Here is a 14,547-nt window from a genome sequence, read left to right on the forward strand (position 1 = left end):
TTAATTCATGATTCTGTGAACCGCATAAATATCTGGAATTTGTTTGATTTTATCCACCACTTTATGAAGGTGGCTAATATTGTGAATCGCGATCGTCATCATGATCGTTGCCACCTTATTGCGGTCGGTACGGCCACTGATGGCTGTTATATTTGTCCTCGTGCCACTGACCGTTTGTAACACTTCATTCAGCAGGCCATGCCGGTCGTAACCAAGGATTTCAATATCGACATTGTACTCTTTTCGGGAGTTGCGATTTGTTTCCCACTCAACCGGAATGAGGCGATTTTCATCTTGATTGGCTATCATATTCGGGCAATCGCGCCGATGGACAGAAACACCTCTGCCTTTTGTAATAAAGCCGATAATTTCATCCCCAGGAACCGGATTGCAGCAGCGGGACAGACGAATTAAAAGATTGTCAGCCCCTGCCACTTTCACGCCTGCTTCATGTTTCCTCGGCCGGCCCGTCGTCTTCGTTTCAGTCACAATCTCTTTGATCGCTTCTTCTTCGTCCCGTTTTTTTCTCCATTTTTCCGTCAGGCGGTTAGCCACTTGTTGTGCCGAAACGCCGTTATAGCCAACAGCTGCGTACATATCTTCCGCCGTGGAAAAATTAAATTTGTCGGCTGTTCTTTCAATATTTTCGGGAGTCAGGATCTCTTTTAAGTCAAAGTCCAGTTCTCTGATTTCTTTTTCTATCATTTCCCGGCCTTTTATAATGTTTTCTTCTTTTCGCTGCCGTTTAAAAAATTGCTTAATTTTGTTTTTCGCCTGGGAAGTTTGGGCAAGCTTCAGCCAATCCTGGCTTGGTCCATATGAATGCTTGGATGTTAAAATCTCAACAATATCACCGGTGTTTAGCTTGTAATCCAGTGTGACCATTTTCCCGTTGATTTTTGCGCCTATTGTTTTATTGCCGATTTCCGAATGGATTCGGTAGGCAAAATCAATAGGCACCGATCCCGCAGGCAACTCAATGACATCGCCTTTTGGCGTAAATACGAATACCATGTCAGAAAAGAGATCAATTTTTAACGATTCCATGAATTCTTCTGCGTTAGCGGATTCGTTTTGAAACTCTAATATTTCCCTGAACCAGGACAGTTTTTTATCAAAGGAAGCCTGCTGATGCGGGGATTTTCCTTCTTTATAAGCCCAATGGGCAGCAACCCCGTACTCGGCGATTCGATGCATTTCAAAGGTTCTGATTTGTACTTCGAGCGGCTCCCCGCCTGGCCCAATGACGGTAGTATGAAGCGATTGATACATGTTCGGTTTTGGCATGGCGATATAATCTTTAAATCGCCCGGGCATCGGTTTCCAGCAAGTATGAATGATGCCAAGGACAGCGTAACAGTCCTTGATGCTGTTGACGATAATTCTAACAGCGAGCAAGTCATAAATTTCATTGAACTGTTTATGCTGCAGGCTCATTTTCCTGTAGATCGAATAAATATGTTTCGGTCGTCCATACAGTTCGGCTTTAATATTCACTTCTTCCAGCCGCTCTTGCATTTCTTTAATCACATTGTCAAGATACTCTTCCCGCTCAGCCCTCTTTCTTTTCATCAGATTAACAATTCGATAGTATTGTTGGGGATTTAAATATCGAAGAGAAGTATCTTCCAGCTCCCATTTTATTTTGGAAATTCCGAGCCGGTGGGCAAGTGGAGCAAATATTTCGAGTGTCTCATTGGCAATTCTTCTTTGCTTTTCCGGAGGAAGGTGCTTAAGCGTTCGCATATTATGGAGCCTGTCCGCCAGCTTTATCAAAATAACTCGAATGTCTTTTGCCATTGCCACAAACATTTTTCGGTGATTTTCAGCTTGCTGTTCTTCATGAGATTTATATTTGATTTTCCCAAGCTTTGTAACGCCATCGACAAGCATCGCCACTTCACTATCAAACTCTTCTGCCAGTTGTCGGATGGTTACTGGCGTATCTTCAACAACATCATGAAGAAACCCCGCTGCGACTGTAGCCGGGTCCATTTCCAGATCAGCCAGTATTCCTGCCACCTGGATTGGATGCACAATATATGGTTCTCCCGATTTCCGATATTGATCCTTATGAGCCAAACGAGCAAACTCATATGCTTTTTTTACAAGCATTTCATGTTCCTCGTTCAAATATTTACGTGTACGTTCTATGACGTCATCTGCGGATAAGACATTATCATTTGCCACAAGGATCACCTTTTTAATGTAAAATTTATTGAGTAGTCATTTTCTATATATTATGGTGATAGATTGGAATCTTGTAAAGTGCAACGATCCCATTTCCAGTAATTATATCTAATTATAGCGAATGTTGATGAAAAAATGATCATCATCCAATAAAAACGCAAGTTGGCAGGTCCAACACTCCTCTAGCCGGGAAGTCGAAAACAAATGTCCGTTTTTCAACTCAATGTTTGGGCACGAGTATGTTCATACATCCAATCATTTCCCCACAACATTGCTTTCTAGAAAAAAAGCACTCGGATGAGTGCTTTGACCAAAGAATTTTGATCCTTCGTTCATGTTTACTGTCCGTAAGCCCATTCGAATTCAAGTATTTTGACCTGATCATCCAGACACCGCGCACTGTAGGCTTTCTCCCATTCGGGATGGACATGACAATCGTTTATTTTCGGAACCTGGCCACATGTGTGATGTATTAAAAATTGATTAACGATAATAAATCATAATCTTCAAGTTTTCGCCTTCCGTCTAAATACGTGAGCTCAATCAGAAAGGCAATTCCGACAACGATTCCTCCCAGCCGTTCAACGAGCTCAATGGTGGCTTCGATCGTTCCGCCGGTGGCGAGCAAGTCGTCCGTAATGAGAACCCTTTGCCCCTTTTTGATCGCGTCTTTATGGATCGTTAACGCATCTTTTCCGTATTCTTTCCCATAGTCCGCTTTAATCGTCTCCCTTGGAAGTTTGCCTTCCTTTCTGACCGGGGCAAATCCGACGCCGAGCGCATAGGCCACGGGACAACCGATAATAAATCCCCGGGCTTCCGGGCCGACAACGATATCCACTCTTTTTTCGCGGGCATATTGCACAATCAAATCGGTGGCGTATTTAAATGCTTTCCCATTATCCATCAATGTCGTTATATCTTTAAAAAGCACGCCTTCTTTCGGCCAATCCGGAACGATTGTAATATATTTTTTTAAGTCCATGCTTCCACTTCCTCCTCATGTGGAATAGAGTGCGCGACTCTCTCCTCAAACCATTTTTTTAATTCGGGATAAGATGAATATAACAAGATGTTTTCAAGTTTGATCATCTCTTGTTTTTTCTGAAACGAAGGCGAATCCGCCAAATCTTTTTTCATTTTTGCCTGTTTAAGAGAAATAATCCCTTCATCTATTTTAACAAAATCAAGTTCAAAAAACACTTGTGTCATAAACTGGACAGTTTCCTTGGACCAGCCCCGGTATGCCGCCAAATCTTCCCCGTATTTTTTCACATTGAATGTGCGCCTTTTTGCAAGAAAAGCATAATACCATTTAAAATGATCGCGAGTTGGAATTGTATGAAAAAAATGTTCTCGTTCATGAAAAAAGTGAACGTAGATCCGATCCGGTTTTTTACCTTTAACCAAGCCTTCAATAATGGCTGTTTCAAAAGGGAAATCAACCAATACGACATTCTTGCCGTCCATCCTATATTCTTGGGCTCGCTCTTCGCTTGGAATCAACACAGTACGCACATTCCGCAATTCGGGAACTCGACTTAATGTTTTTTCATGAAAGACGATGAATTCCGCATCTTTGCCGTGAAGGAGGGGCACCCAGGTTTTAAACGGCTTGTTGCCCCGAAAGTCGAACAACTGCCATTCGTTGATGGCCATATCCCTAATAAATATTTGTGGCTTTCTCCTATTATTCCATTCATTGATGGACAGTTCTCCAATAACCGACAGTTTGGCATCTGGCGATATATCATCGGCGAGCTTCCCGAGATGAAAGCCGACCCCATCTAATAACATATCGTTTTGACTTAAAGTCAATTTTAAATGGGCATCATTTCCGCCTATTTTTCTGACATGATTGACAGCGGCATTTTTAACCATGAATGCAGGCTTCGGGTTGGCTACTCCAAAAGGAGCAAGCCGCTCCACTTCTTTGATCGTGTCCAAAGTAATGTCATCGAGTGAAATGGAAGCTTCCAGCTCAGTAACGGGAACGAAATCTTTGGCACTAAGCTGGTTGTTCGCCGCCCGGTTCAGCCGCTTGCGAAGTTCATCGACATCTTTGATATCAAGTGTCATACCGGCTGCCATAGGGTGGCCGCCGAAATGAGGAAGGATGTCGGCACACTCCAATAAATTGGCAAACAAGTCAAACCCGGGAATACTTCGAGCGGAGCCTTTTGCCTGTCCAGTATGCGAATCATAACTTAATACAATCGCTGGCCGGTAAAACTGTTCGGTAATCCTTGAAGCGACAATGCCGATCACGCCGGCATTCCAACCTTCTTTGCCAATCACAAGTACTTTGTTTTCGGAAAGAGGATAAGACATGGAGATCATGTCAACCGCTTCTTTTGTCATTTCTGATACGAGAGTTTGCCGTTCTTTATTTAAAATCTCAATTTCATCAGCCAAAAGAGCCGCCTCATCGGCATGTTTCGCCATCAACAAGTTTGCCGCGGGAACGGCACTATCAAGCCTTCCCGCAGCATTCAGCCGGGGACCAATTGTAAAACCAAGCGTTTCTTCGCTCAGATCGGCAAACTGAATACCTGCCGTTTTGCCAAGGGCAAGCAACCCGGGCCTTTTTGTGGAAGAGAGGATCTGCAACCCTTTCTTGACAATAAGGCGATTTTCACCTATAAGTGGCACTAGATCACAGACCGTGCCAATGGCCACCAAATCCAGCAAGTCATACGGAACTTTTCCGTATAATGCATGAGCAAGCTTAAAGGCGACACCCACTCCGGCCAGATAGGGAAAAGGATAGGCGTCTTCCTTCAATTTGGGATGAATAATGGCATGGGCTTCCGGAATTTCGTCTCGCAATTCATGGTGATCCGTAATAATTAAATCAATACCAAGCTCTTTGGCCACTAGTGCTTCGTGTATGGCTGAAATGCCGGTATCAACTGTAATGATTAACTGAACGCCTTCGTCAAAAGCCTTTCGGAAAGCAGCTTCATTCGGTCCGTAGCCTTCTGTAAAACGGTTTGGTATGTAAAAATCAACTACGGCTCCCATTTCCTGTAAAACAGTTGTCAATAAAGATGTGCTGGTAACACCGTCCGCATCATAATCGCCAAATACAAGGATCGGTTCTTTGTTGTTAACCGCCCTCTTAATTCGTTCTACCGCTTTTTCCATATCAGGCATTAAAAATGGATCATGAAATTGGTTATCTTCCATATGTAAAAAAATGCTTGCTTCTTCAGGAGAATCAAATCCACGATTGACAAGCAATGTTGCGGCAAGTGTGCTAATTTCAAGCTGTTTGGCCAGTTTTTGAACCTTGTCTCTGTTTGTATCATGGACGATCCAGCGGGTTTTTGCTTGTAACATTTCTTCACCCCTCAGAGCATCTATTATACAGAAGAGACAGCGGCCTTTCAAAGGAAAGAAACAGCTTCTTCAAAGGACTAATGATCTTTTGTGGTACGATCCTCCGCAGCATAAAACGGATTAATATGCATGAAGACATTATGGACACTCGGGTGCTCCAGAAGCAATTTCTTCACCTTTTTTCCAACACGTTGGCCGTCCGCAACAGTCATGTTCGGATCAACCGCGATTTTTAAATCAATAATGACGTAATAGCCGTATTTCCTTGCATACAGTTCATCAATTCTTTTCACTTCGGGAACAGTCGAAATGATATTTCTCCATTCAACCGTTTCCTCTTCATCCAGCACGTGATCCAATGTATTATATATTGCTTCAGAGCCGAGTTTCCACGCCAGCCAGACGACCATCAAGGAAACAACCAAGCCTGCCACCGGGTCGCCGTAAACGAGCCAGTCAATTTGAAAGTATTTTCCCAGCAGAGAGGCACCAATCCCGACCAAAGCCGCCAGCGAAGAATAAACGTCGGAACGATGCTCAAATGCATTGACAATGAGCGCTTCACTATTCAGCTTTTTGCCAAGGCGATATTTATAGCGGAACAGGGCTTCCTTTACAACAATGGATATTACAACCGCATAAATTGCGAGCCCTCCGGGCGCTTCAACAGGGTTAAAAAAAGAAGATAATGATGATTTTCCAATTTGCAGCCCTACAAGAAATAATAGGATGGCAACGATGATGGCGGCGATCGATTCGGCCTTGCCATGGCCGTAGGGGTGCTCCTCATCAGGCGGCTGTTTTGCCGCACGGAGCCCTACATATGCCGCCAGTGAACCGACAATGTCTGATGCCGAGTGAACGGCGTCGGCTATAAGGGCTTTACTGTGTGACTGCAGCCCGATGACCCCTTTTACAAGCGTTAACAATATATTGACGATAATCCCAATCCAGGCGGCAAACTCTGCCTGCTGAAAGCGCCGGTTTACTTCCATACACAATTCTCCTTTTTTACCTTGCTCATACTATTCTGCCCTTTTAAAGGAAAAAAGCCGCTCATTGCGGCTTTTTTCGAGTAAACATTAAACTTGCGGTTCATCAGACCATTTCTTTTTTTCTTTTACCGTAACGATCGGGCCTTTTTTCTTTAACTCTTTTACTTTCAAGTCATACCAAAGCTGTGCAGAGATAAAAATGGATGAATAGGTTCCTGCAATCAGTCCCACCAGCAATGCCAGTGAAAAGCCCCTGATGGATTCACTGCCAAAAATAAGCAGCGCGACTACTGCCACAATAACCGTTAAAACAGTGTTGATCGAACGCGTTAAAGTTTGCCGGAGCCCGGTGTTGACGACCTCTGCGATATCTTCCTCGGTCCGGAGTCGTTTTTTCGCCCGCATATTTTCCCTGATCCGGTCAAATGTGACAATCGTATCATTGATCGAATAACCTACAATGGTCAAGACGGCGGCAATGAAAGTAATATCCACTTCAAACCTGGTCAAGCTGAAAAACGCAATGATGAAAAAAGCATCGTGGACCAGTCCAAGGACTGCCGACAACCCCATCGAAAACTCAAATCGGAGCGATACATAAATAATGATTCCAACGGCCGCAATCGCAAGGGCAAATAACGCATTTTTGGCCAATTCCTTGCCAACTGTCGGAGAAACGGTACTTACATTTGGCTCGGAACCGTATTGATCACTGAAGTGATCTTTCAATTGGGCTATTTCTTCATTTGTCATGACACCTTTATAGCGGGCAACACCTATTTCCTGATCGGCGCCCGACAGGACGATATCATCTGTTTCAATACCCGCAGAAGCCAATTCCGACTTCACTTCTTCCGCCGTTAACGGTTTGCCCGCATTAAATTCAATCCGGGTTCCGCTTGAAAAATCAATTCCCAGGTTCAATTTAAATATCCCGAGAACGATCGCGCCCGCCAATAACAATACGATGGACACTCCGTAAAATTTCTTTCTGTTTTGAACAAAATCAAAAAAGTCAAACGGTGTTTTTAAGTCATATGCCGTGAGGTTTTCCGCCAAATCGTGGATCTCTGATTTTTTTACGCCAAACCAGCCCGGTTTTTTGTTGAGAAATTTGCTGTTAATCCAAAGACCCAGCAAGAGCCTGGAACCATAAACAGCCGTGAGAAAACTCATCACGATGCTCAAAATCAGCATTGTTGCGAATCCTTTTACCGAGCTCGTCCCAAAATAAAATAGAACCGCGCCCGCCAACAAGGTCGTTATATTGGCGTCCAAAATGGCGACAAAAGACTGTTTGTTGCCTGCCTTAAAAGCGGAACGAAGTGAACGTCCCAGTTTGATCTCTTCTTTCAATCGCTCATACGTCAAAATATTGGCATCCACCGCCATTCCGACTCCGAGAATTAAAGCCGCGATTCCCGGAAGAGTCAGCACTCCATTCATTAATGAGAATACAAGTAAAATCAAATATATATAAATTGATAGCGTAATCGTCGCGATGACACCCGGAAAACGGTAATAAAATATCATGAACAGGAAAATGATCGCAATCCCGATCATGCCGGCGGTAACGGTTTTATCCATTGCCTGTTCACCAAATTGGGCTCCTACCGATGTTGAATACACCTCATTTAATTTGACAGGGAGAGCTCCTGCATTCAACAAGTTGGCAAGATTTTCAGCTTCTTCTTTTGTAAAGCTTCCTTCAATCGAAACATCCGTCTGATTGAACACCTGGTTGACGTTTGGGGCAGACAACAGTTTCTGATTGCCATTTGTGGACGCCTCTTTATAAGAGTCGACGCCTTCTTCAAAGTCCATCCAAATCGCAAGCTGGTTGTTCGGCGCCATGCTCAAGATTTTTTCGGTGACTTCTTTAAATTTCTTTTTATCTTTTAATTGCACAAGAACGACCGGCTGGTTTGAATCAGGAGAAAAGCTCATCTTGGCGGCTCCTTCAACAAGATCCGCCCCATCCAGCATCACATTGTCATTTACATCACGAAATGTGAGAGTAGCCTGGGTGCCAAGAATTTCCCGCGCCTGATTTTGGTCTTCCACCCCTGCCAGTTGAACCCTGATACGGTCATTTCCCTCAATTTGTATATTTGGTTCGCTTACCCCAAGCACGTTAACACGCCGATTCAACGCATCCGTAGTATGGACAAGCGTTTCACGGGTAATTTTTTGGCCTTCTTTGGCAGGTTCCACTTCATATAGAACTTCAAATCCGCCTTGCAGATCGAGGCCAAGCTTAATGTCATTGATGATATTGTTTGTAGTTGATCCGGTAACACCCGCCAAGCAAATGATGATTAGAAAAAAGGCGAGAATCCTGCTTCTTTTTACCATTTAAATATAAGTCCTCCCTCGGGAATAAAAACCTTCAAGAAATGAAAAAACTTCCAAATTAAATTATGAATCAAGAAAAATCAACTGTCAATTAAGACTCTTTATCTCCAAGTAATTGTTTCAAATCCTCGTTGTCCAAATCTTTCAGAAGATCAGGAGATCGAAAGGCTTCTACTGTTGCATAATTCATATAGTCGCCCGGCTTTACCGACATGATATCGGAGAAAAGCTCGTATATGCGGATCCCTTCCTTTGGATTTTTCCATCTTTTTTGTTTGAGAAAATGCCAAATATCTTCTTCACTGACCCTGTCATAACCGAGGATTTCAAACTCCTCCGCTTTACTCGACAAAGCCGGGCTTAATATATGGAAATAATCATCGTATATATGTTTATCTTTGGACATTCTTTGGCCACCTTTCTTTGCAAGGCGATAAGACGAGAACTTGTCATGCTTTGTCCCATATCTTGCATATACTTTATTGTAATCCAATTGACCATTTTTGAGAAGGCAGGGAAACAAATGTCAAAGTTTTTAAAGGGTACGATGATATTAATGGCTGCCGGGTTGATTACAAGGCTCCTAGGCTTTATTAATAGAATTGTCATCGCGCGGCTGATCGGAGAAGAGGGTGTCGGCCTGTACATGATGGCTTACCCCACACTTGTACTCGTCATTACCATTACCCAGCTCGGGCTCCCGGTAGCGATTTCAAAAGCGGTTGCCGAGGCGGATGCGCGCGGAGATCAGAGAAAAATTAAAAACATTCTTGTCGTTTCCCTGTCAGTGACCGGAACATTATCGCTTATTTTTACTCCGGCCCTGATCTTGCTGGCTCCACAGTTGTCAGAAACGTTATTCACTGACCAAAGAATTTACTATCCGCTTGTCGCCATTACCCCTATCATTCCGATCATCGCCATTTCTTCGGTCATCAGGGGCTATTTTCAGGGAAAACAAAATATGAAGCCTTCTGCCGTCTCCCAAGTAATTGAACAGCTTACTAGAATTACGTTAATAGCAGTAATGACAAAAGCATTTCTTCCACATGGCGTCGAATATGCCGCCGCAGCGGCAATGGTTGCTTCGGTAATTGGTGAATTGATTTCTCTTTGTTATTTATTTACCGTCTTTAAAGTAAAAAAGAAGTTCCCGGTGCGACGAAACTTTCTAGAAGGGCTAAAAGCCGGAAGAAAAACATTATCCGAGCTGATGGGTGTCGCCATTCCGACGACCGGAAGCCGGATGATCGGTTCGTTATCCTGGTTTTTTGAGCCGATTGTTGTTTCCCAAAGCTTGCTGATTGCCGGCATTGCGGCGGGAGTGGCAACAAAACAATACGGTCTGTTGACAGGTTATGCCCTTCCTTTGCTTACACTTCCCTCTTTTATCACTTTTGCTTTGGCTACTTCACTGGTCCCCGCCATCAGTGAGGCGAATATTATACGAAATTATAAACTGGTAGAACACCGACTTCAGCAGGCATTGCGCTTTGCGCTTTTGACCGGAGGATTGTCTGTAGTTGTGTTATTTACGTTTGCCGAACCATTAATGGCCACGATTTACGGGTCTGTCACTGGAGCTTATTTTATTAAATTAATGGCTCCTTTCTTCATTTTTCAATATTATCAAGGACCATTACAAGCCATTTTGCAGGCACTTGATTTGGCAAGAGCCGCCATGATCAATAGTATGATCGGCGCCGTCGTCAAGCTCGCCGTCATCTATGTTTTAGCTACAAGGCCGGAATTCGGCATTAACGGGGCAGCGTTGGGAATAGCCGCGGGAACCGTGTTGGTAACGATCCTCCATTACGCGACAGCTCTGAAAAAAGTCCAATTTACAGTTTATATAAATGATTATTTCAAGTTTTTGTTAGCAGCAATTTTATCAGGATGGAGCGGAAAAATTTGTTATGAGTTGTTAACAATCGAGCCCATGATGTTAAAGCTTTGTATCGGCATCAGCATGACATCGCTCATCTACTGCGCCCTATTATTTTTTTTAAAGCTGGCGACAAAAAGCGATATGCAAAAGATTCCGATCATCGGAGCGATCTTCAAATAAAGTGCCATCAGTGGAGATTAGGACTGAAAGACGCGGGTTATGCCATTGAAGAGCAACAGGACAAAGGCAAACGCCCTGTTGGCAAGCTCAGAAGCGGAGGCCTTGAAGCCTGCGCTTTTTCTACGCACGATGATGATGCTATGGAAAGCTTTCCTTCTCTTGGGAGCAGCTTGCACTCATACAACCATACGTCGCGCCATCCTTGAAACACATGGGATGTATCGCTACCAAAGTTTTTCTTTTCCTGTCAACTCAAACCAATCTAGACTTTATGGCCAATTGCTCCCACCTACCTTCATTGAGATGGAAGTTATACCCCGTAACAAAGGGGAACTTCAATCAGTAGGCATGCTCCTACTAATTGTTAACTGTTCTCCACTGGCCATACCCGTCTTCCCTCAAACTATTGAAATGGTGATTCCCTTCCTGTTAAAGCAAAATAGAATTATTTATTATTTTTTTCGTCAAAATAATCTACAAAAAATTGACCATCTTGATAACTGCAAAAAAGAATGTCTTCGATGTTTTCATGTCCCCTTTTCCTTAATTCCCTTTTGAGCCATTGTTCAGTTTGCTTCGTTTCTTGTAGTCCTTGCTGCTGTACTTTTCCTTCTACGATCAGCGGAATGGTAAATGAACCATGCTTTTTCTTTTGCTTGTTTCCTTTCTTAAATACCGATAATTCCCCTGATGTCTCTAAAATGGCAAACTCCACATCCTCGATGTTACGAATATCCTTTAAACGAAGCTGCATGAGTAGGTCATCAAAGTTATAGCGGTGCTTTCTCATCTCTCTTTCGTCAATTTTACCGTGTTGAATAATGATGGACGGCTTTCCATCAATCAAATTTCGAAACTTTTGGCTTTTTAATGATCCATATGCCATACCGATTTGGATGAGCAGCAACACGATCATAGGGACAATCGTATGCATAATGGGATCATCATGTTGCTCAATCGCGATAACGGCCATTTCACCCATCATGATAAAAACGACCAAATCAAGTACACTTAATTCCCCAATTTCCCTTTTGCCCATTAAGCGGAAAATGACAAGAATGAGACCGTACAAGATGATCGTTCGCATGATAATAACTGCAAAGTCCATCAAGTTTTATCGCTCCTTTTAAACCTTATTTGAATCATTTGAACAACGGGGGGATTAAAGGGAACTTTCAATCAGCGCATGCTTTTAGCCGATGATTGTTAGTTAAGCCAATCGGGCGTTTACTGGATGTTGATCCCCTATTTGATATTTCATCTTACAGTGATTTCCCATAATGGGGATCTTACAGACAGTTAATGCGGGATATAGCGAAACTTCAATCAGCGGTGGCTTTTAGCCGATGATTGTTAGTTAAGCCAATCGGGCATTTACTGGATGTTGAACCCCTATTTGATATTTCCATCTTACAGTGATTTCTCATAATGGGGATCTTACAAACAGTTAATGCGGGATATAGCGAAACTTCAATCAGCGCATGCTTTTAGCCGATGATTGTTAGTTAAGCCGATCGGGCATTTACTGGATGTTGATCCCCTATTTGATATTTCCATCTTACAGTGATTTCTCATAATGGGGATCTTATAGACAGTTAATGCGGGACAACATGCAGGAAAACATTCTAAAAAACCATTTCTTGAATATGTTGTAAAAAGGGACAGGCGTCATTTCCCCATGCTTAAAGGAAAGGAGTGAGAAATGATCGACATTAAAAAGTTTGGCGTTTCCGTTATATACGGGGTCTTTACGATCTTCTTGCTTGCTGTTATTTTCAGTTTGATTTTTTCTCTCATTTTAACTTTTACAGATACTCAAGAAAAATCCATTAAATTGTTGGTAACGATTATTTCTTTTTTTAGTGTGTTTGCGGGAGGGTTTATTTGCGGGGGCAAAGGTAAACATAAAGGGTGGGTTTTAGGAGGAGCAACAGGCCTTTTGTACAGCCTCATCATTTTCTTATACCAATATTTGGGACACGGCTCGATATTTTCTTTGGAACAACTTGTTTATTTTACTTGCTATACTTTGACCGCCATGATGGGAGGCGTTTTGGGAGTCAATCTCATGGGAGGTTCTCATCAGGATTATTGAAACAAAATAGCGCCATAAAAAAAGAAGCATGGTCTATGTGCACCGACACGCTTCTTTTTTTAGACTTCTATGCATCCACAACTTCCCGGATGGCATTGCGATCATATGTAAGCCGGCTTCCGTCGCCGCATAAAATCACGACTTTTCCTTCATCGATTGCATCAATCGTTCCATGAAGGCCGCCAATAGTGATCACTTTGTCCCCTTTTTTCAGGTTAGTTTGCATTGTTTGGATCGCTTTTTGCCGTTTTTGGTTCGGTCTGATCAGCAAAAAATAAAAAAGAACGAACATCAAAATAAACGGTGATACATTTACGAGCGTTTGCATTTATCTTCCCCCTTTCGTTTTATCATCAATATTAGAAATTTTTTGCGTCCGGACGGTTGAATCCGTAACGCTCAAAAAAATCTTCTTTGAAGTCACCGAGACGGTCATCTTGAATCGCATCTCTGACTTGCTTCATCAATTTTAACAGAAAATAGAGATTATGGTAAGTCGTAAGCCTAATTCCGAAAGTTTCATTGCACTTTATTAAATGCCTGATGTAAGCCCGCGAATAATTTCGGCATGTATAGCAGTCGCAATCGGGGTCGAGAGGCCCAAAATCCCGTGCATGGACAGCATTTTTAATGACAAGCCGTCCAGTACTCGTCATGACGGTACCGTTCCTCGCAATCCGCGTCGGAAGCACACAGTCAAACATGTCGATTCCCCTGATGGCTCCATCAACGAGAGAATCAGGCGAGCCCACTCCCATTAGATAGCGCGGTTTATTATCCGGCAAAAGGGGTGTCGTAAACTCCAATACCCGGTTCATCACATCCTTCGGTTCCCCGACAGACAGACCTCCTATCGCGTATCCCGGAAAATCGAGGGATACTAAATCCCTTGCACTCATTTTTCGCAAGTCTTCAAATTCTCCCCCTTGAACGATGCCAAACAAACCCTGATCTTCTGGACGCCTATGAGCATTTAGGCATCTTTCCGCCCAACGAGAGGTGCGCTCCACCGATTTATGAATATACTCATATGTAGCCGGATACGGAGGACATTCATCAAAGGCCATCATAATATCTGATCCAAGCGCATTTTGAATTTCCATCGCCTTCTCCGGAGAAAGAAACAGCCTGTCGCCGTTTAAATGATTCCGAAAATGCACGCCTTCTTCTTCAATTTTTCTAAATTCGCTTAAGCTAAAAACTTGAAATCCGCCCGAGTCGGTCAAGATCGCTTGATCCCAATTCATAAACCGATGAAGACCGCCGGCTTCTTTCACAATATCATGCCCCGGCCGCAGCCAAAGGTGGTACGTATTGCTCAGAATGATTCCGGCCCCCATTTCCTTCAGTTCTTCCGGACTCATTGTTTTGACCGTCGCCAGCGTTCCGACCGGCATAAACATGGGTGTTTCATATGAGCCGCGGGGTGTATGTATCCTTCCGAGTCGAGCGCCTGTCTGTTTGCAAGTCTTTATTAATTCATACGTAATCGCAGGCAAAAA

11 protein-coding genes are annotated in these 14,547 nt (G+C 43.2%); 2 read left to right on the plus strand and 9 right to left on the minus strand.

The window, feature by feature from the left end; genetic code table 11:
• From JOC94_RS16820 to JOC94_RS16845, 6 genes are all read right to left on the minus strand, one after another.
• Positions 1 to 2,190: a RelA/SpoT family protein gene (locus JOC94_RS16820; protein ID WP_077110542.1), complete on the minus strand. Its 2,190-nt coding sequence runs from the start codon at positions 2,188 to 2,190 to the stop codon at positions 1 to 3.
• 472 nt (positions 2,191 to 2,662) lie between these two features.
• Positions 2,663 to 3,175, minus strand: a complete 513-nt coding sequence (locus tag JOC94_RS16825) for an adenine phosphoribosyltransferase (protein ID WP_077110540.1) — start codon at positions 3,173 to 3,175, stop codon at positions 2,663 to 2,665.
• Positions 3,166 to 5,532, minus strand: a complete 2,367-nt coding sequence (gene recJ, locus JOC94_RS16830; protein ID WP_077110538.1) for a single-stranded-DNA-specific exonuclease RecJ — start codon at positions 5,530 to 5,532, stop codon at positions 3,166 to 3,168. Before recJ ends, JOC94_RS16825 begins: the two co-directional genes overlap by 10 nt.
• A gap of 77 nt (positions 5,533 to 5,609) precedes the next feature.
• Positions 5,610 to 6,527 (minus strand): cation diffusion facilitator family transporter, encoded by a 918-nt coding sequence (locus JOC94_RS16835; protein WP_077110536.1) that lies wholly within the window; start codon positions 6,525 to 6,527, stop codon positions 5,610 to 5,612.
• A gap of 87 nt (positions 6,528 to 6,614) precedes the next feature.
• Positions 6,615 to 8,882, minus strand: coding sequence for a protein translocase subunit SecDF (gene secDF, locus JOC94_RS16840; RefSeq protein ID WP_077110535.1), 2,268 nt, complete (start codon positions 8,880 to 8,882; stop codon positions 6,615 to 6,617).
• A gap of 91 nt (positions 8,883 to 8,973) precedes the next feature.
• Positions 8,974 to 9,288, minus strand: a complete 315-nt coding sequence (locus JOC94_RS16845) for a post-transcriptional regulator (RefSeq protein ID WP_077110533.1) — start codon at positions 9,286 to 9,288, stop codon at positions 8,974 to 8,976.
• Positions 9,289 to 9,405: 117 nt separating this feature from the next.
• On the opposite strand from JOC94_RS16845, the gene spoVB reads away from it, so the two are divergent.
• The gene (gene spoVB, locus JOC94_RS16850; RefSeq protein WP_077110531.1) at positions 9,406 to 10,950 is read left to right on the plus strand and encodes a stage V sporulation protein B; all 1,545 of its coding nucleotides are present in this window, start codon (positions 9,406 to 9,408) and stop codon (positions 10,948 to 10,950) included.
• Between the two features lie 445 nt (positions 10,951 to 11,395).
• Here spoVB and JOC94_RS16855 read toward each other — a convergent pair whose 3' ends face one another.
• Positions 11,396 to 12,058, minus strand: coding sequence for a DUF421 domain-containing protein (locus JOC94_RS16855; RefSeq protein WP_077110714.1), 663 nt, complete (start codon positions 12,056 to 12,058; stop codon positions 11,396 to 11,398).
• A 594-nt stretch (positions 12,059 to 12,652) separates the two neighbouring features.
• Here JOC94_RS16855 and JOC94_RS16860 point away from each other — a divergent pair.
• Positions 12,653 to 13,045, plus strand: a complete 393-nt coding sequence (locus JOC94_RS16860) for a TIGR04086 family membrane protein (RefSeq protein ID WP_077110529.1) — start codon at positions 12,653 to 12,655, stop codon at positions 13,043 to 13,045.
• A 67-nt stretch (positions 13,046 to 13,112) separates the two neighbouring features.
• Here JOC94_RS16860 and yajC read toward each other — a convergent pair whose 3' ends face one another.
• On the minus strand, positions 13,113 to 13,373 hold the full coding sequence (yajC, locus tag JOC94_RS16865; RefSeq protein ID WP_077110527.1) for a preprotein translocase subunit YajC: 261 nt from the start codon (positions 13,371 to 13,373) through the stop codon (positions 13,113 to 13,115).
• 31 nt (positions 13,374 to 13,404) lie between these two features.
• The gene (tgt, locus tag JOC94_RS16870) at positions 13,405 to 14,544 is read right to left on the minus strand and encodes a tRNA guanosine(34) transglycosylase Tgt (RefSeq protein WP_077110526.1); all 1,140 of its coding nucleotides are present in this window, start codon (positions 14,542 to 14,544) and stop codon (positions 13,405 to 13,407) included.
• Positions 14,545 to 14,547: the final 3 nt, after the last annotated feature.

The sequence above is a fragment of the Siminovitchia thermophila genome, from assembly GCF_016909185.1.
Lineage (GTDB): Bacteria > Bacillota > Bacilli > Bacillales > Bacillaceae_C > Siminovitchia > Siminovitchia thermophila.